This window comes from Aromatoleum toluclasticum ATCC 700605, assembly GCF_000378245.1.
GTDB lineage: Bacteria > Pseudomonadota > Gammaproteobacteria > Burkholderiales > Rhodocyclaceae > Aromatoleum > Aromatoleum toluclasticum.
In genome coordinates, this window is the sequence record NZ_KB899491.1 from 213,460 (window position 1) to 232,177 (window position 18,718).

At 69.0% G+C, this 18,718-nt stretch carries 14 protein-coding genes; 1 reads left to right on the top strand and 13 read right to left on the bottom strand.

The genetic code is table 11. The features are described 5' to 3' along the window. Nucleotides 1-19: 19 nt before the first annotated feature. The 5 genes from F464_RS0101020 to F464_RS0101040 form a co-directional block, all read right to left on the bottom strand. Complete coding sequence (locus F464_RS0101020) at nt 20-931, bottom strand: bestrophin family protein (RefSeq protein ID WP_018987902.1); 912 nt, start codon at nt 929-931, stop codon at nt 20-22. A gap of 133 nt (nt 932-1,064) precedes the next feature. After that, the gene (locus F464_RS0101025) at nt 1,065-1,529 is read right to left on the bottom strand and encodes a rhodanese-like domain-containing protein (protein ID WP_018987903.1); all 465 of its coding nucleotides are present in this window, start codon (nt 1,527-1,529) and stop codon (nt 1,065-1,067) included. Nucleotides 1,530-1,802: 273 nt separating this feature from the next. Further along, complete coding sequence (locus tag F464_RS0101030; RefSeq protein WP_018987904.1) at nt 1,803-2,444, bottom strand: PepSY-associated TM helix domain-containing protein; 642 nt, start codon at nt 2,442-2,444, stop codon at nt 1,803-1,805. 7 nt (nt 2,445-2,451) lie between these two features. Beyond that, nucleotides 2,452-4,563, bottom strand: a complete 2,112-nt coding sequence (locus F464_RS0101035; protein WP_018987905.1) for a TonB-dependent siderophore receptor — start codon at nt 4,561-4,563, stop codon at nt 2,452-2,454. A gap of 81 nt (nt 4,564-4,644) precedes the next feature. Beyond that, on the bottom strand, nt 4,645-6,771 hold the full coding sequence (locus F464_RS0101040) for a TonB-dependent receptor (RefSeq protein WP_018987906.1): 2,127 nt from the start codon (nt 6,769-6,771) through the stop codon (nt 4,645-4,647). Nucleotides 6,772-7,098: 327 nt separating this feature from the next. On the opposite strand from F464_RS0101040, the gene F464_RS0101045 reads away from it, so the two are divergent. Further along, nucleotides 7,099-9,210, top strand: coding sequence for a TonB-dependent receptor (locus F464_RS0101045; protein ID WP_018987907.1), 2,112 nt, complete (start codon nt 7,099-7,101; stop codon nt 9,208-9,210). A 207-nt stretch (nt 9,211-9,417) separates the two neighbouring features. On the opposite strand, the gene F464_RS0101050 is transcribed toward F464_RS0101045, so the two are convergent. The 8 genes from F464_RS0101050 to F464_RS0101085 form a co-directional block, all read right to left on the bottom strand. Continuing rightward, nucleotides 9,418-11,613, bottom strand: a complete 2,196-nt coding sequence (locus tag F464_RS0101050) for a xanthine dehydrogenase family protein molybdopterin-binding subunit (RefSeq protein WP_018987908.1) — start codon at nt 11,611-11,613, stop codon at nt 9,418-9,420. Further along, nucleotides 11,610-12,083 (bottom strand): (2Fe-2S)-binding protein, encoded by a 474-nt coding sequence (locus F464_RS0101055; protein ID WP_018987909.1) that lies wholly within the window; start codon nt 12,081-12,083, stop codon nt 11,610-11,612. The genes F464_RS0101050 and F464_RS0101055 overlap by 4 nt, the downstream gene beginning before the upstream one ends. A 94-nt stretch (nt 12,084-12,177) precedes the next feature. Continuing rightward, complete coding sequence (locus F464_RS0101060) at nt 12,178-13,575, bottom strand: 4Fe-4S binding protein (RefSeq protein WP_018987910.1); 1,398 nt, start codon at nt 13,573-13,575, stop codon at nt 12,178-12,180. Further along, nucleotides 13,572-14,390 (bottom strand): FTR1 family iron permease, encoded by an 819-nt coding sequence (locus tag F464_RS0101065; RefSeq protein ID WP_018987911.1) that lies wholly within the window; start codon nt 14,388-14,390, stop codon nt 13,572-13,574. Before F464_RS0101065 ends, F464_RS0101060 begins: the two co-directional genes overlap by 4 nt. A 21-nt stretch (nt 14,391-14,411) precedes the next feature. Continuing rightward, nucleotides 14,412-14,765: a cupredoxin domain-containing protein gene (locus F464_RS0101070; protein ID WP_018987912.1), complete on the bottom strand. Its 354-nt coding sequence runs from the start codon at nt 14,763-14,765 to the stop codon at nt 14,412-14,414. 78 nt (nt 14,766-14,843) lie between these two features. Further along, entirely contained in the window at nt 14,844-16,355 is a 1,512-nt protein-coding gene (locus tag F464_RS0101075; RefSeq protein ID WP_018987913.1) for a carbohydrate porin, read from the bottom strand. Next, nucleotides 16,355-16,900, bottom strand: coding sequence for an iron transporter (locus F464_RS0101080; protein WP_018987914.1), 546 nt, complete (start codon nt 16,898-16,900; stop codon nt 16,355-16,357). Before F464_RS0101080 ends, F464_RS0101075 begins: the two co-directional genes overlap by 1 nt. A 366-nt stretch (nt 16,901-17,266) precedes the next feature. Next, nucleotides 17,267-18,715, bottom strand: coding sequence for an efflux transporter outer membrane subunit (locus tag F464_RS0101085; RefSeq protein WP_084600396.1), 1,449 nt, complete (start codon nt 18,713-18,715; stop codon nt 17,267-17,269). Between the last annotated feature and the right edge of the window lie 3 nt (nt 18,716-18,718).

Consider the following 18,718-nt stretch of genomic DNA (forward strand, 5'->3'; position numbering starts at 1 on the left):
GCGTGGTCGGGCCCGGCGCTCAGGTCAGCAGGTAGTTCGCGTCGGGGACGGGGGCGGGCGGCGGGATTTCGCCGAGCATTTCGCGCAGGCTGGCGTCGATGCCGGCGACCAGCGCGTCGAGCGCGAGGTCGTTGGCCATCATGCCGAAGGGGTCGTCGATTTCGTCGCTGAGCGCCTCGAGAGCGAAGAAGGTGTAGGAGACGAAGCACACGATCAGGGGTGTCATGATCCCGATCGAGTCCACCAGGCCGAAGGGCAGCAGCATGCAGTAGAAATACGCGGTGCGATGCAGGATCACCGAATAGGCGAAGGGTAGCGGCGTGCCGGCGATGCGCTCGCAGCCGCCCAGCGCGTTGGAGAGTTCGTTGAGGGACTGCTCCATCTGCTGCGCGGTGATCGCGTCGAGTTCGTCTGCGGCGCGCCGCTCGCGTAGCCATTCGCCCAGCCACAGCAGGATCAGTGCGGGGCCGAAGCGCGCAGTGCGCACGCGCTCGACCAGTTCGGCCGGCAGCAGTCCGGCGAGGTCGGTGTCGCGCGGACGGGCACGCAAGTGGTTGCGCATCGCCGTCGCGAAACCCACCAGTCCCAGCACGAACACTCGCTGCGTCTCGCGCGGTGCGGCGAGGGTGAGCGCCTGGCGTGAGAGGTTGCGCGCTTCGACGAGTACCGTGCCCCACAGCTTGCGCGCTTCCCAGTAGCGGTCGTAGCTCGCGTTGATGCGGAAGCCGAGGAAGATCGCGAAGGCCACACCCATCAACGAGAACGGCGCGGCCGTAAGGGTGACCTTCCAGTGGAAGAGCTGTCCGTGCAGCAGCACGACGGCACAGGACAGCGCGAAGATGAACAGTTGCTGCGACAGGATGCGCCGGACGAGGGATCCGCGGCGGACGAAAAGCAGGCGGAACCAGTGCGGGCGGGGACGGAGGATCACGGCGGGTGCGGGTGGGTCGCGGATGCGACGGGAGGCCCGATTCTCGCAGGTTTCGCGAGTCTTCTGGGTGAAATTTGCTGCAGTGCAGCGGCGGTGCGACGGAGCCGTGATCCGCGACTCCGTCGAGCCCCGCTCAGCAGGTCTTGCAGGTTTCGACCGGCAGGCCGCTCCTGATCCAGCCGGGGCCGGCGGCGCTGCCGCTCATGCCTTCGCGGACGCTGAACACGTTCGTGAAGCCCTGGGCGGCGAGCAGGCGCTGCGCCTGGCCGCTGCGGTTGCCGCTGCGGCAGATGAAGGCGATCGGGGTGTCGCGTTTGCCGCCGACCTTCGCGACCACTTCCTTGACGAAGCCTTCCGCTCCGCCCGGGTGGTACAGGTTGATCGGCGTGGCGCCCGCCGCGACGCCGGTTTCGCGCCATTCGTCGGGCGTGCGCACGTCGATCAGCGTGATCTTGCCGGCCTTGGCCTGCGCCTGTGCCTCGGCAGGGGTGATTTCGGGCACGGCTTGCTGCGCGAACACGGGGCCGAGCGGCAGGAGGATTGCCGCCGCGGCGGCAAGGAGCGTGCGGCGGCGGGTAAGGGAGAGGGCGATGGACATGAGGAACTCCGGGATTCGTCGGGTGCTTGCGGGCAGTGAGACAGGCCGCGCGGGGTGGAGTTCGTCATATTAGCATATGCTTGTATTTGAAGCCGCCGCTCGCCAATAGCGCGAGCCATGCAGCCAGTCCTACAGCCTGAACTCGGACGGTTTTGAAGGGCGGAGGAGCCGAAGGCGTATCCCGCCGTAGGGCGGTGGGGGGGGATGTGGCGCGTGGTTCGGCGGGATGCGCTGCGCTCCTCCCGCCCTACGGGTTCATCGGTCGACGTGCGGTCAGCCGGCGATCCACGCGAGCGCGGTGGCGGTGGCGAGGCCACCGCTTGCCAAGAGCGCGAGCCGGCGCGGCGAGCCGTGCAGCCGGCCCCACAGCCAGAAGCCGGACAGGCCGAGGAAGGCGAGGCCCAGCGCGGCGGCGTCGGACATCAGCACCCACGAGGGGCCGGTGCCGATCGACATGTGCAGGCGCGCGAGGTAGAGCCACAGGTTGGGCTTGGTGCGCTTGGCTTCGGCCTGGCGGCTGCCGGCCCAGTAGTCGATCTGCACGGTTTCGGACGGCGTGTCGGCGCGCAGGATCCAGCGTTCGGGCTGGCGGATGTCGCCCTCACCCCAGCCCACCGCCTTCGCCGGCTCGACGCGCGGCTTGAACGACGCCGCGTCGAGCCCCAACGCGGGCGCGAGCGCCGCGGCGAGCGCGGCCGGGTCGGCAGGTGTCGCCTCCACCGGCAGCAGCTGCGTGACCTCCTTGCGGTCCAGCGCGGGGATCTTCATGACCGCGCGATGGTTCAGCAGGAAACCGGTGGTCGCGAACAGCAGCAGCATCGCGGCGAGCGCCATTCCGAACCAGGCGTGGATGCGGCGCAGCCACTTCTGCGAGTTGCCGCGGTGGCTGGGCGGGCGGTGGTGGAGGTGGATCACGTCGGGCTCAGAAGCTCAGTTTTGCGGAGAGGCGTAGCGTGCGCGGCATGCCGACCGCGAGCAAGGGGCTGTTCGAGTTCACGCGGCTGTCGCCGGCCGCGGCCCAGTAGCGTTCGTCGGTGACGTTCTCCACGTTCGCGACCAGGTCGAGCTGCTTGCCGTCGAGCTTGGTGCGGTAGCGCGCGCCGAGGTCGTAACGGGTGAAACCGTCGACCGCAGCCTGGTTGAGCGGATCGACTTCGCGTTTGCCGGTGTAGTAGGCCCCGGCGGAGAGCGCGAGGCCCGGCACGGCGGCGAGGCTGTGTTCGACGAAGAGGCTGGCCGTGACCCGCGGGGTGTTCGCCGGGCGGTTGCCGACGAGGCGAGGGTCGTTCTCGGCCTCGGTGAATTCGGCGTCGAGCCACTGGGCCGAGGCGAACAGGCTCCAGCGCGGCGCGATGCGGCCGCCGGCGGACACTTCGACGCCGCGGTAGCGCCCTTCGCCCAGGCGCTCGTAACGGTCGTCGGCCGTGCTGGTCGTGCCATTCGGGTTTACGCCGTTCATCGGGCGCTCGATCTGGAACAGCGCGGCGTTCGCCTGCAGGCCCTGCCATTCGGTCTTGATGCCGCCCTCCCACTGTTTCGTGACCATCGGTTTCTGCGGCTCGAACTCGTTCACGGTGCCGAGGGGCGCCGAGCCGCCGTCCTCCAGCCCTTCGAGGTAGCCGGCGTAAAGGTTGGTGGCGGGTGTGAGCTTGTACACGGCGGCGAGTGTCGGGGTGACCTTGTGCTTGGTGTACTCGGTCGTCGGGTGGTCGTAGCCGAACTCGCTGGCGCGCAGGCCTCCCATCAGCAGCCAGTCGCCGAAACCCGCGCGGTCGAAGACGTACCAGCCCTTGTCGCGCGTGTCGAAATGCGGCTGCATGGCCGGATAGGTCACGGCGGTCTTGGCGATGTCGCGCGGATTGAAGAGGTTCTGCGCGACCGTGACCTGGCGGGTCGTGCCGAGCGTCTGGTTGAGCGTGTTCTGCGCATAGCCGAAGGTCAGGTCGTGGGTGACGGCTCCGGTGGTGATGCGCCCGGCGAGTTCGGTGCGCAGGTTGCGGTTGGTGTAGTCCTGGTCCTTGGTGCGCGAGATGCGCAGGCGGCCTTCGCCGGTCGCGAGGTTGTAGTTTTCCATCTGCGAGAAGTTGCGGTCGCGTTCGAGGTACGCGCGGCCGGCTTCGACGGTCCAGATCCAGTTGTCGTCGATGGCGAAATCGCTGCGTAGCTGCACGTTCTGCGCCTTCGCGTCGTAGTTGGCCCAGTCGGGCGCGATGAGCTTCCGCGGATCCGGGATGTGCGGCAGCGGAATCTTGCCGTTCACGGCATTCAGCGTCTTGATGCTCGACTGCTCGACGACGTCCTTGGCGATGTCCTCGACGTCGAGCTTGAGCAGCCAGCGGTCGGTGACCTGCCAGTCGAAGGCGCCGGCGTAGAGGTGGCGGTCGCCTCCGGCGTCGCGCACGGGGCTTTCGAGCTGGCCGCCGACGATGTTCACGCGCGCGCCGAATTGTCCGTCCGCGCCGAAGCGGCGGCCGACGTCGAGGCCGGCGACGGCGCTGCCGTTGTCGTCGGTGGAAAACTGCACGGCGGTGACTGGTGTGCTGCCGGCGCGCTTGGTGACGAGGTTGATGATGCCGGACGGCGGCACGAAGCCGTAGTACAGGCCGCCCACGCCCTTCAGCACTTCGACGCGCTCCTTGTTCTCGAGCGGCAGGTCGATGAGGTTGACCACCGGCAGGCCGCCGTTGAGGCGGTAGTTGGAGCGGTTCTCGACCAGCAGGCCGCGGATCGACAGGTTGTCGTAGGCGGTCGCGCCGAGCTGCGCGCGGGCGACGCCGGCGGTGTTCTTCATCGCCTCGTACAGGCTGTTGGCCTGTTGCGCATCGAGCAGGTCGCGGTCGACGACGTTGATGGTCATCGGTACGTCCTTCGCGGGGGTGTCGCGGAAGGTGCCGACGCCGACGCTGCCGGCTTGCCAGCTCGATTCGGTGGCGAACACCTCGACCGTTTCGAGCTGTTTTTCCTGGGCGTGGGCGGCGCCGCAGGCGGCGAGCAGGGCGGCGGGGATCAGGCGGGCGAGGAGTCGGGTGCGCATGGCTGGCTGGGTTCGTGTGTTGGGCAATCGAAGCCGGCGCGCGGGCCGCCGGCCTGGCGGTCGCGCGCGGGCAGGGAGGGATCAGAAGCGGTAGGTCGCCGTCGCTTGCAGCGTGCGCGGGGCGCCCGGCTGGTTCAGGCCGTTGACGCTGCCGTGCGCGGTGGCCCAGTACTCGCGGTCGAAGGCGTTCTTCAGGTTGAACGCGAGGTCGTAGGCCTTGCTGCGGTAGAGCAGCGCCGCGTCGAACACCGCGAAGCCGGGCAGGCGCACGAGATTGTCGGGCGAGGCGTACTGCGAGGCTTGCGCATGGACGCCGCCGCCGAGGCTCCAGCCGCGGCCGAGCTCGCGCACGACCCAGACGGAGCCGCTGTGACGTGGTGTGATTGCGGCGTCCTTGCCTTCGAAGGACACGGTGACGCGGCGGGTGCCGAAGTTCGCGCCGCCTGTGGCGGTGGACTTCACGATCTCGGTGTCGAGGTAAGCGTAGCCGGCGTGCACCTGCCAGCCGGGCGCGGGGCGGCCGGAAATGGAGAGTTCCAGTCCGTCGGTGCGCTGCTCGCCGGCGTTGATCGTCTGGCGCGTGGCGGGGTCGGTGATCTTCATGTCCTCGCGCACGAGGTGGAAGATCGACGCACCGGCCGACAGCGCGCCGCCGAGGAAGTCCCACTTCGCACCGATCTCGTGATTGGTCGTGATCTCGGGATCGGCGTCGACGTTGCCCGCGTTGAGCTGGAACTGCTCGCCCGAGGGCTGGAAGGAGCGCGACACCGAGACGTAGTAGGCCTGGCTCGCATCCGGCTGCCACACGAGGCCGGCGCGCGGGCTCCACTCGCGGTCGGTGCGCTCGAAGTCGGGCTTGCCCGGTTCGGTAGTCTTCTGGCGGTATGCGTCGTGGCGCACGCCCAGCAGCGCCTTCCACTGCTCGCCGAGTGCGATCTGGTCCTGCAGGTAGAAGGCCGTGCTGTCCTGCGTCGTGACGTTGTCGATGGTGCGCGAGTTGGGCGCGCGCGTCGCGTAGGGCGGGATCGCGCCGGCGGGATTGAAGAGCGGCACGCGGTCGATGCCGATCCAGTTGTCGATGTCGAGGCCCTTGTCCTGCGAGCCGACTTCGAGGCCGTACAGCAGCGTGTGCTGCATGCCGCCGAGCTTCACGCGCTGCGTGAGTTCGAGCTGGTTGAACCAGCCTTCCTCGTCGCGCACGACGTGGCCGTGGGTGCGCTGCATCATCAGTTGGCCGTTCTGCAGTGTGTAGGCGCTGCCGGAGCGGTACAGGGTGTTGTCGCGGTCGAGCTTGAAGTCGTAGTAGCGCAGCACGTTGCGCAGCGACCAGTCGGCGTTGAAGCGGTGCGACAGGGTTGCGGTCGCGGTGTTCATCGTCGCGGTGGTGGTGTCGTCGCGGTCGGCATTGCCCGAGCCGTAGTAGGTGTCGTGGTCGACGTCGAGCGGGCGGCCGTTGTTGTCGGGGATGCCGAAGTCGGTCGGGCGGCGGTCGCGGTTGTGCGCGAGCTGCAGCAGCAGGCGCGTGTCCTCGCCGAGCTTGAGGTCGACGGAGGGGGCGATCGCCTCGCGCTTGAGGAAGGATTCGTCGCGGAAGCCCGTCGAGTCCTCGAAGGCGCCGGTCAGGCGGAAGGCGTGGCCGCCCTCGCCGATGGCCCCCGCGGTGTCGAAGCTGATGCGCTTCTCGCCTTCCGTGTCGAGCTGCACGGTGATCTCGCGCAGGGCCTGCGTCGTCGGCAGCTTGCTCACGCGGTTGATGATGCCGCCCGAGGAGCCGCGGCCGTACAGCACCGCTGCGGGGCCTTTCAGCACCTCGATGCGTTCGGTGTTCGACAGGTCGCGGTAGTACAGCGCGTCGTCGCGCACGCCGTCGATGAAGGTGTCGCCGAGCGCCGTGAAGCCGCGGATCGCGAACTGGTCGCGCTGGCCGTCGCCCATGTTGAGCGTCACGCCCGGCACGTTCTTCAGCGTGTCGGCGAGCGAGCGTGCGCCCTGGTCGGCGATCAGCTCGGGGCCGACGACGTTCACGGTCTGCGGGATGTCGCGCAGGGGCGCGGTGCCCTTGGTTGCCGATGACGACACGAGCGGGTTGTAGGACGGGGCGGCGGCGCCCTGTTCGGCGGTGACGGTGACGGTCGGGAGGGTGGCCTGGGCGGCGGCAAGGGCGGGCAGCGCAGCCGCGATCGCCACGGCGAGAGTGGTCGGACGCATGGGAACTCCAGTGGGAAATGGTTCTGGCTGGCGTCCGGCCGCGGGCGGCGGAGTGGCTGGCTGACGGAAGGAGTTTATTTCAGCATGTAAATGCGAATCAATCGCAAATGAGATTCGTTGTTTTTACGCCACAAATCCGACGGTGCATGTACGCTGATACATTGTGTTGCGAATGCATCTCATTTACGATGCGAGCTGTTCTCAGGTGTGACGTTTGCAAGCCCGGTGTGCGGGCACGCGCAGCGCACGTGGGGCGTCAAACCTTCATTCACGGCAAGCCAGGCATCTTTCTACCCAGCCAGCCCGGGTCCATACAGGAGTAGAAAGATGTCCTTCCGTCCCCGGCTCAGACCGGTCGTCTTCGCCATGCTCGCCGCAAGTGTTTGCGGCAATGCCGCCTTTGCCGCCGACGCGGTGCTCGCCCCGGTGCTCGTCCAGGACCAGGCCGAGCGCGCCGACGGGGCCGTGCAGGGCTACCGCGCCACGCGCTCGGCCACCTTCACGAAGACCGATACCCCGCTCAAGGAAGTCCCGGCCGCGATCACCGTCGTACCGAGGAGCGTGATCGAGGACCAGGCGATGCGCAGCATCTCCGACGTGCTGCGCTACGTGCCGGGCACGACCGCTGCGCAGGGCGAGGGCAACCGCGACCAGATCGTGATCCGCGGCAACAACACGACGGCCGACTTCTTCGTCAACGGCATCCGCGATGACGCGCAGATCTTCCGCGACCTGTACAACGTCGAGCGCGTCGAAGTGCTGAAGGGACCGGGCGGCATGACCTTCGGCCGCGGCGGCGCGGGCGGCGTGGTCAATCGCGTGACCAAGCGCCCGGTGTTCGGACACGTCGGCGAGGCGAGTGTGACGCTGGGCAGCTTCGACCAGCTGCGCGGCACGGTCGACGTCGGCGACAAGCTCGGCGACAAGGCGGCCTGGCGCCTGAACGCGATGGCCGAGCGCGCGGACAGCTTCCGCGACGGCGTGGATGCCAAGCGCTACGCCTTCAATCCGTCGGTCACCTTCACGCCCGGCGGCAACACCGCGCTGACGCTCGCCTACGAGCGCCTGTACGACGAGCGTACCGCCGACCGCGGCATCCCCTCGCAGGGCGACCGGCCCTTCGACACGAAGCGCAGCACCTTCTTCGGCAACGCGGACCAGAGCAAGTCGCGCGCGATGGTCGATGCGCTGTCCGCGGTGCTGGAGCACGACTTCGGCGGCGTGCAGCTGAAGAACACCCTGAGCGTGACGCAGTACGACAAGTTCTACCAGAACGTCTTCGCCGGCGGGGCCGTGAATGGCGCGGGCAATGTGCGCATCTCGGCCTACAACAGCTCCAACCTGCGCACCAACGTGTTCAACCAGACCGACCTGACGACGAAGTTCGCCACCGGCGACCTCAAGCACACGCTGCTCGCCGGCATCGAGCTGGGGCATCAGGACAGCGACAACGAGCGTCATACCGGCTTCTTCGGCAGCTCGACGAGCGCGACCGTGTCCGCAGCGAATCCGATCGCGACCGCGACGAGCTTCCGCTTCAACGGCTCCGACGCGAATAACACGGTCGAGTCCGACACCGTCGCCGCCTACCTGCAGGACCAGGTCGCGCTCAGCGAGCAGTGGAAGGTGCTTGCCGGCCTGCGCTGGGACCAGTTCAAGGTCGATCTCGACGACAAGCGCACGACGACCACGCGTCGGGATCTTTCACGCACCGATACCGAAGTCAGCCCGCGCTTCGGCTTGGTGTGGACGCCGACGCCGGCCCAGACCTACTACGCGAGCTACAGTTACGCCTTCCTGCCCTCAGGCGAGCAACTGAGCCTGGCTGCGAACACCGAGGACATGAAGCCCGAGAAGGCGATCAACCACGAGATCGGTGCACGCTGGGATCTGAACCCCGACCTCACGCTGTCGGCTGCCGTATTCCGCCTCACGCGCGAGGACATGAAGACCAGCGATCCGACCAACCCGGCCAGCGGCCGCCTCGTGCAGACCGGCGAGCAGCGCACCGAAGGGGTCGAGATCGGCCTGCAGGGCAAGCTTACGCCGTGGTGGCAGGTGTTCGCGGGCTACGCGAACCTCGATTCCGAGATCACGAAGACGACCTCCAGCGCGCCCAAGGGCCGCAAGGTCGGCCTCGTGCCGGAGCAGATGGTCTCGCTGTGGAACCGCTTCGAGCTCGGCCACGGCTGGGGGGCCGGTCTGGGCGTGATCCATCAGGACTCGAGCTACACGTCCTTCAGCAACACCGTGAAGCTGCCGGCCTTCACGCGCGTCGACGGCGCGCTGTACTACAGCTTCCCGGGCGGCAGGACGCGCGTCGCGCTCAACGTCGAGAACCTGACGGACAAGGAGTACTTCCCGACCGCGCACAGCGACACCAACATCAGCCCGGGGGCGCCGCTCAACGCGAAGCTGACGCTGACGCACGCCTTCTGAGCGCCGCGGCATGAACGGGAACGGGCGCCTCTTGCGGCGCCCGTTCCTTATTCACAGGGGCAGCAGTCGTAGGGCGGGAGCCGCGCAGCGTATCCCGCCACACGGCGGCCGAGCGGATCCCGGCGGCCGGAGTGTTGGATTCCGGCGGGAGGAATGGCGGGATCCACGTCGTTCCTCCCGCCCTGCGCAGGTTAGTGCGATTTCCCGTTACGCCTTCAACTGTTTACCGATCGGCAGCGTGCGGATGCGCTTGCCGGTGGCGGCGAACAGCGCATTGACCAACGCCGGCGCGATCGGCGGCACCCCCGGTTCGCCGACCCCGGTCGGTTTTTCCGCCGAGGGCACGATATGCACCTCGACATTGGGCATCTGGTCGATGCGCAGGATAGGGTAGTCGTGGAAGTTCGACTGCTCGACGACGCCGTCCTTGAGCGTGATCGCCCCGGCGAGCGCCGCTGCGAGGCCGAAGCCGATGCCGCCTTCCATCTGCGCGCGGATCACGTCGGGATTCACGGCGATGCCGCAATCCACGGCGCACACGACGCGGTCGACCTTGAAGCTGCCGTCCGGCGCGACGGTGACCTCGACCACCTGGGCGACGTAGCTGCGGAAGGATTCGTGCACCGCGACGCCGCGACCGCGCGTTCCGGTCTTCGCCGGTGCGAGCGGTTTGCTCCAGCCGGCCTTGTCGGCCGCGAGTTTCAGTACGCCCGCGTGGCGCGGATGCGCGCCGAGGAGATCAAGCCGGTAGGCGACCGGATCCGCGCCCGCTGCCGTGGCCAGCTCGTCGAGGAAGACCTCGGCCGCGAACGCCGTGTGCGTCGAGCCCACCGAGCGCCACCACAGCACCGGCACCTTCACGTCCTTGCTGGTCGTGTGCAGCTCGACCTGCAGGTTGGGAATCGCGTAGGGCAGGTTCGCCGCGCCTTCGACCGAGGTCGCGTCGACGCCGTCCTTGACCATCGCGCTCTCGAACGGCGTGCCGGCGAGGATGGACTGGCCGACGATGCGCTGCGACCACGCGAGCGGCTTGCCCTGCGCGTCGAGTGCGGCGCGCAGGCGGTGCAGGTACAGCGGCCGGTAGTAGCCCGCGCGCATGTCGTCCTCGCGCGACCACACCAGCTTCACCGGCGCCTCGCCGCGGATCGCCTTCACGATTTGCGCCGTCTCGAGCAAATAGTCTGCGGCCGGGTTCGCGCGCCGGCCGAAACTGCCGCCGGCGAACAGCATGTTGAGCTTCACCTGCTCGGGCCGCAGGTTGAAGAACGAGGCCAGGTTGTACTGGTCGCTGGTCTGGAGCTGCTCGCCGTTCCACACCTCGCAGCCCTGCGCATCGACGCGCATGACGCAGTTGAGCGGCTCCATCGGCGCGTGCGCGAGGTAGGGGAGGGTGTATTCCGCCTCCAGCGCGTTCGTGTCCCCGGCGAGGGCCTTGTCGGCGTCGCCGTCGCGGCGCGCGACCACCCCCGGCGTCGCGGCAAGCTGCCGGTAGTCGGCGAAGATCTGCTCCGAGCTGCCGCGGTAGGCGGTGCTGTCGTCCCACTCGACCTGCAGCGCGTCGCGCCCCTTTTTCGCGGTCCAGTAGTCGTGCGCCAGCACCGCGACCCCTCGCGGGATGGTCACGACGCGCAGCACGCCCGCCACCGCGCGCGCTGCCCGTTCATCGACCGTGCGCACGGTCGCGCCGAAGCGCGGCGGGTGCGCGACGACCGCGACGAGCATTCCCGGCAGCTTCACGTCCTGCGTGAACTGCGCGCGCCCGGTGGTTTTCGCGACGCTGTCCTTGCGCGGTACATGGCGGCCTATCAGCGTGAAGTCCTTCGGGTCCTTGAGGCGAACTTCCTGCGGCACCGGCTGCTTTGCTGCGGCCTCGGACAGTTCGCCGAAGCTCGCCTTGCGGCCGCTCTTCGCGTGGCTGACGATGCCCGACTTGATGCGGATCTCCCCGGCCGGCACCTTCCAGCGCGCGGCCGCGGCCTGCACCAGCATCGCACGTGCGCTCGCGCCCGCCTGACGCATCTGCTCGAAGGAATTGGCGATCGCGGTGCTGCCGCCGGTGCCCTGCGCCGTACCGAAGAGCAGGTTGTTGTAGCGCTTGGCGTCGGCCGGCGCGCCTTCGACGGCGACCTGCGCCCAGTCCGCGTCGAGCTCCTCGGCGACCAGGGTCGCGAGGCCGGTGTAGGTGCCCTGGCCCATCTCCAGATGCTTGGCGATCACCGTCACCCGGTTGTCGGTGCCGATGCGGACGAAGGCGTTCGGCGCGAAGGCGGCCTCGCCGTCGTGCGCCTCCGTCACCGCGGCAGCCCGCGCGGAATGCGCGCCCGGCAGCACCAGTCCGAGCGTGAGGCCGGCGCCGGCCTTGAGGAAGTCGCGGCGCGACACGTTCTCGATGCGGGTCGTCATGCTGCGCCCCTCCCCGCGAGGCTCTTCGCGGCTTCGTGGATCGCGGCGCGGATGCGCACGTAGGTCGCGCAGCGGCACAGGTTGCCGGCCATCGCCGCGTCGATGTCGGCGTCGCTCGGCCGCGGCGTCTTCGCCAGCAGGGCCGTCGCCGCCATGATCTGGCCGGACTGGCAGTAGCCGCACTGCACGACGTCTAGCTTCTGCCACGCCGCCTGCACCGCGGCGCCGACACGGTTCCGGCCGACCTGCTCGACGGTCGTGACGTGCTTGTCGGCAACCGCCGACACCGGCGTCGAACAGGACTTCACCGCGACGCCGTCGACATGCACCGTGCATGCGCCGCACAGCCCCATGCCGCAGCCGAACTTGGTGCCGGTGAGGTCCAGTCCGTCGCGCAGCACCCATAGCAGCGGGGTGTCCTCGGGCATGGCGGTGTTGACCTTGTGCCCGTTGAGGATGAATCGGGTCATCTGCAATCTCCTGTGGGGGCGGCCCCGCTCTCTGGCCGGGATGCCGATGACCCACAGGTTAGATTATTTGCGTGGCAAGATCGACCCGTCTGTCCTACCAGATGTAATACATGAGCACCCAGGGCACGACTGCCGCGGCGGCGGCGGCGGCGAAGGCGGACAGTGCGCCGAGGCGCCGCAGCGTCGGTGCCGCAGTGCGGCGGACGTGGCTGATGGCGAGGGCGAGGCTCGCCAGGGCCGCCACCGCGAGCAGTGTGCCGCGCGCTTCGGGCAGCGCCGTGAGGATCACGCCTTCGGCCGAGAGCAGAGTCACGGTCAGGCCCGAGAGCCCGAGGAACACGCCGGCGCCGCCTAGCGGGATCAGCGCGTAGGCGAGCCGCAGGCGCGCGGGGGCGTCGCCCAGCAGGTTGGCGGCGACGCGCAGCCACAGCGTGATCCAGCCGCCGAGCACCAGCGCCGTCAAGCCGATGTAGGTGAGGATCAGCAGTCCGTCGAGCCACGTGAACACGTCGTTGGCTTCCGGGTAATGCGTCAGCAGCCACCACGGGATGTCGTCGCCGAGCAGCGCGAAGGCGTCGCGCTCGACCAGCCACTCCGCGGCGGCGAGCTTCGCGCGCACGAACCACGGCGAGGCCGACCACTGGAAGGCGCCGATCGCCGTGCCGATGATGCCGAACACCAGCAGGCGCACTTCCCAGCGGTCGGCGTCCTGCGCGTCGAGCTGCGCGACCTCGCTGCCGGGCACGCGCGCGGCAAGGCTCACGGCGTCGCGATGCCCTGCGCAGCGTCCGCACATGTGGCAGTCGGCGGCGCTTTCCATGCGGCGGATGTCCACCAGCGGGGCGCAGTTGATCGGGATCACCTTCTTCGCGCGTTCGCCGTTGCCGAAGGACTCCCACGCCGCGCGGTCGGTGCGGAAATGCACCGGCGCGAGGCGCGACAGCAGCCCGAACACGCCATTGACCGGGCACAGGTGGCGGCACCACACGCGCTTGCCGCGGCCATAGACGAGACCGATCGCGACCGCGGCGACGGTCGAGCCGCCCAGCACCAGCAGCGCCGCCTTGGGATACTCGTACACGCTCACGAGCTGGCCATACACCGTCGTGCCGAGGAAGGCGACGAAGGGCCAGCCGCCCCACTTGATCCAGCGCGGCACCGGCCGGCCGAGGCCGAAGCGCGACACCTGTTCGGAGAGGAAGCCTTCCGGGCACATCACGCCGCACCACACGCGTCCCATCAGCATCATCGACACCAGCACGAAGGGCCACCAGATGCCCCAGAACGCGAACTGCGCGAGCAGCGTCAGGTTGTTCCACAGGTGCGCGCCGGAGTCCGGCAACGGCAGGAAGGCGGGTGTGATGACGAGGAACAGGTAGGCCGCGAGGATCACCCACTGCGCGCCGAGGATCCAGCCGCGATGGCGGCGCATCAGCTCGCCCACGCGGGCGAGGCGCGGCGAGGAGGGAGCTGGGGCCGCGCAGGTGTTCATGTCGCGGACCTCCGCTGCAGGCGCCCGAGCAGCGCAACCACGCCCCAGTAGCTCAGCCACGCGATCAGCACCATCAGCGAGGGCTGGGCGCGATAGCCCGCAAAGGCCGCGGCGATGCCGCCCGCGGTGCTGCCATCCTCGAGCAGCGCCGAACTGTCCCACACCGGTTCGATGAGCGGCGGCAGCCATTCCAGGTCGATCAGGCGCTCGACGCCGGACACCAGCAGGGCGGCGGCGAGCAGTAGCAGCACCACCTCGCTCACGCGGAAGAACAGGCGACCGGGTAGCCTGCGCGCCCCCGACAGGATCACCCACGCGGTCGCGAGCGCCAGCGCGAAGCCGATGCCGGCCCCCCCGAACAGGCGTGCGAGCGTGTCGCCGGACTGCTCCATCGCCAGGCCGTACAGGAACAGCACCGTCTCGGCCCCCTCGCGGCCCACGGCGATCGCCGCGAGCAACGCGACCGAGGCGCCGCCGGCCGAATCCGCGGCGCGTGAGAGGCCGGCCTCCAGTTCGCGCTTCATGTGGCGCCCGTGCGAGCGCATCCACAACACCATATGGGTGATCAGGCCCGCCGCCGCGAACACGATCGCGGTCTGGAACAGCTCCAGCGCGTCGGCCGCGAGCCAGCCATGCACGCCCAGCATCGCCAGCGCGATGAAGCCTGCCAGCACCAGCCCGCCGGCGACGCCCGCCCACAGGTGATGTACGCCGATCCGGGTGTCGCCGCGTTCGCGGATCCACGCGAGCAGGATGCTGATGATCAGGATCGCCTCGACGCTCTCGCGCCACACGATGAACAGTGCGTTGCCCATGATGCCTGCCTCCGGAAAACCTTACTTCGCGACGAAACGGCCCTTCGCCGTCTCGGGATGGAATTCGCCGAAGAAGGGGTAGGTGCCCGGCTTCAGCGGCGGAAAGATCGTGGTGCGCGAGACGCCCGGTCCGACCACGAGCTCCTTGAACGGCGTGCTCGTCTCGAACTCTTCGGGGCCGACGTTGCGGTTCGTCAGCTGCAGGCGGAAGCGGGTGTTGGCGGGCACTTCGATCGTGTCGGGCGTGAAACGCCCGTTTTCCGCGACGACCTCGAAGGTCGGCATGTCGGCGCGTGCCGCGGCGGGCGCGGCGAGGAAGGCGGCGGCGAGGGTCATGCCCAGGACGGAGGCGGGCAGGCTGGCTGGAATCTTCATGGCTGGCGGGTTCTCACCGTGGAAATGCAAAAGCCCCGCCCGGCGGGAAACCGGGCAGGGCGGCAGGCGCGTCGGCGCTCAGAACGCATACAGGGCGCGTACTCCGAACGCGGTCATGTTCTTCGCGTCGCGGTTCGCAGCGGCGCGACGCACGTACTGCAGGTCGGGCGTCAGCGACAGCTGATCGTTCAGGTGCCAGCGGTAGTACAGCTCGGCGACCTGTTCGGCCCCGCTCGGGGTGTAGCCGAACAGGAAGTTGCCGTCCCCATCCTGCAGGTCGGCGGCTTCGCGGCGGAAGTCCTTGCTTGCACGCAGCCAACCCCACGCGAGGCCGACGCTGTCGGCGCCGCGGCCCCAGGCGTCGCCGGTCAGCTCTCCACCCACGGTAACGGCGCGATCGAAGGCCGTCTTGCCCGAGGTCGACTGGCCGTAGCGCGCGAACAGCGAGACGTCCTCATGCACGCGCTGGTCGATGCTGGCGCCCCAGCCGGTCGTCGAATCGCGCGAGCCGTCGAAGCCCTCGTACTGTCCGTTGCGCCAGGCGTACAGGCGGTAAGTGCCGTTGAAGCCGTAGTTCTTGCGCCCGTATTCGAGCTGGCCGATGACGAAGGGCTGGTTGAAGCTGCGCCCGAATTTTGCGCCTTCGCCCGCACCGAAGGCCGCGAGCGAGACCTGCCACCAGTCCGGCTTGTCCATCTCGTTGCGGTACGCGAGGCGCATGCCGGGCGTGAAGCCATAGCTGTCGGCGCCGACCGCGCCGCCCGAATCCAGCATCGGGTTATGCACGAAGACGTTGTTGAGGAACTTCTCCGCCTCGTTGTCGGCGATCGCGTTCTGGTCGAAGAACACGAAGGGGTCCATCTTGCCGACCGTGAACTGCAGGCTGTGCGGCGAGTTCGCTGCGTCGCCCAGGGGCGTCGTGAGCTGGTACCAGGCCTGCGCGACGATCGCGTAGGTATTGTCCGGGGGGTTGTTCTGCGGCTGGAACGCGAGGCTGTTGAAGGCGCCGGTGAAGGTGGGATTCAGGCGCGTGAAGCTGTCGCCCTGGCCCATGCGCAGCTGGGTGAAAAACTCGCCCTTGCCGGCGCCGATGTCGCCGGCCGGCAGCGTGATGCCCAGGTCGCCGCGCCACGACAGCTGCGATTCCCTCTCTCCGTTGTCGCGCGCGCGGCCGTTGATCTGCTGGGCCACCGCGACAACGCTGCCTTCGACCGAGATGCCTTCCAGCGTCTTCGCCAGGTGCGTCGGTGCGCCCATCGAGTTGGTCCGCTCCTCGATGGCCTTGAGCCGGATCGCGATCTCCGGTTCGCGTTCGCTGATGCGGTCGCTCTCGAGGCTGGCGGCCAGTTCCTGGTTCGCCTGCTCCAGCGCCTGAACCCGCTGTGCCAGCCCGGGGGCCGGCGCAGCAGTGCCCGCCGCGAGCTTCGCTTCAAGTTCGGTATTGCGCTTCTCGAGTTTTTCGACGCGCTCGGCGAGCCGCTTCAGTTCGGCGAGGAGCTTGTCCTGCGCCGTCGGTGCCGCCTGGCTGGCGCACGACAGACCTGCCACGGCGACCGCGATCGCCGTGCGGGCAATGCGTGCTGCCCGCATCAGTAGCCGCCCTTCTTGCCGACGCCGGCGTAGGTGAATTCGTTTTCGACCTCGAAGGCCTTGAACCACGGGCGCACGCCGGTGGCGCGGTCGGTGTGGCGGCCGAAGTGGCTGCCGTGGTCGGCGCCCGGCGGCAGGATCGTGTACTTGACCTTGTACTTGCCCGGACCGGCGAGCTTGACGTTGTCGCCGTAGTGCGGGCCGTCGCTCGCGACCATGGGCATGAAGTCGCCGGCGAGCTTCCAGTCGCTGCCGACCTTGGAGATCTCGAACTTGACCGTCAGGTAGGGAATCCAGCTGCCTTCCTCGAAGCCGTTCGGGTTGTTCGCCAGCGCACGGACGTCGGCCTCGATGTGGATGTCGGTTTCGGACGCCTTCTTCATCATGCCTTCCGGCTCCATGTCGATCGGCTGCAGGTAGACTGCCGCGATCTCCATCCCGTTGCGCTGCTGCGGCGTGCCGATGGGGTATTCGAGGGCGTGTGCGGCGAAGGACAGCGAGGCGAGGGCGGCTAGGGCCAGGGGGCGGAACGGGATGCGGGACATGCAGGGTTTTCCTTGTGGTTTGTGTCCGCGAGAAGCAACGCGGCGCATTCGATCAGGATCGATGGGAATAATAAGGATAATGCGAATCAATCGCAAGTACGAAAATGCACTATGCCGCAGTCGCATGGCCCGTACGGCAGGATATGCAGCGGGCAAGGCGGGGCTTTTCTTCGTCGAAGCCGCTTCAACCGCGAATCAAGCGGTGGGGGTGTGCCAGACGCCGATTTCGCGGCCGAAGCCGCTCGCGCACGGGATTTCGCAGGGCCGGGGGCGGCGGAGGCGGGACGCGGTGACGACGTCACCCCGAATGCGCGGGACCGGGCGCCGATGGGCGGGGACTGGCTTTCGTGCGGCCGGAAGCGCCCTTCAGCCCGGAGGCGCGAGCGGGTTCGCGCTCGCGGCGGACCAGCCGCCGCCGAGCACCTTGTACAGCGTCACCGCGCCATTGAGGCGCGCGAGCCGCAGCTGCGCGAGCTGGTCCTGTGCCTGGAACAGCGTGCGCTGCGCGTCGAGCACCGTCAGCAGCTCGTCGGCGCCTTCGCGGTAGCGCAACTCCGCCAGGCGCAGGCTGCGTGCCGCCTCGCTGCGGATCTCCTGCTGGCTGTCTTCGAGCCGGCGGTCGCGCTCGGCGTTGCCGAGGGCATCCTCGACTTCCTTCAGGGCGACATGCACCGCCGAGCGGTAGTTCTCGACCAGCGCCCGCCGCCGCGACTGCGTCGCCTCGACTTCGCTGCGCAGCCGGCCGCCGTCGAACAGCGTGTGGGCGAGTCCCGCGCTCAGGCCCACGGTGCTGGCGGGATTCGCCAGCGAAAGCAGGGCCGTGCTCGCGAGGCCGGCGGAGCCGGAGAGCTCGATGCGCGGCAGCAGGGCGGCGCGGGCGGCCGCGACGTCGGCATCGGCCGCGGCGAGGCGGGCCTCGGCGCTCGCTAGGTCGGGGCGGCGCACGAGCAGTTCGGCGGGCAGTCCCGGCGCGGCCGACGGAACGGCGAGCGACGCAAGAGCCTCGTCCGCGACACGGAAATCCTGTGGCGGCCGGCCCACGAGCAGGGCGAGCGCGCCGAGGGTCTGGCGCTCCAGCGTCTCGAGCGGCAGCAGGGCCGCACGCTGCGCTAGAACCGTGCTGCGCTGGCGGCTCACGTCGAGGGCGGACGCCGCGCCGTTGCGGTAGCGCGTCTCGACGATGCCGAACACACGCTCGGCGATCGCGAGGTTGTCGCGTGCGATGACGAGGCGGTCGCGTGCGGCAAGCAATTCGAACCAGGTGTTCGCGACGCCCGCGACCAGCGTCAGGCGTGCGGCATCATGATCGTGGCGGCTGGCGGCGAAGCTCGCGTCGGCGCCGCGCACGTCCGCCGCGAGTCGGCCCCACAGGTCGACCTCGTAGCTGATAGTCAGGTTGGCGCCGGACGATTCGCTGTCCACGACACGCGCGCCGTCGCCGGGATCGCTGCGCCGCCATCCGGTATTGCCGCCCACGTTCGCCGCGGGCAGCAGGGAGGCGTCGGCCACGCGCAGCGCGATCTCGGCCTGCCGGACGCGTTCGACGGCGGCACGGAAATCGGGGTTGTCCGCGACCGCGGCGGCGATCAGCCTGGCCAGTTCGTTCGAGCCGAAGCTTTGCCACCACTGCGGGTCGGGGCGCTCGGTACCGCCCGCGGGTTCGCTCCAGGTGGCGGGAAGCGCGATGTCCGCGCGCGTCGCGGGCTCGGTCACGGCACAAGCCGACAGCGCGAGCACGAGGCTGGCGGCGAGCGCCGGCACGAGTCGGCGCGAACGGAGCGGGCCGAGGGGGGGGCGGGGAAGGGGGGGGCTCATGGA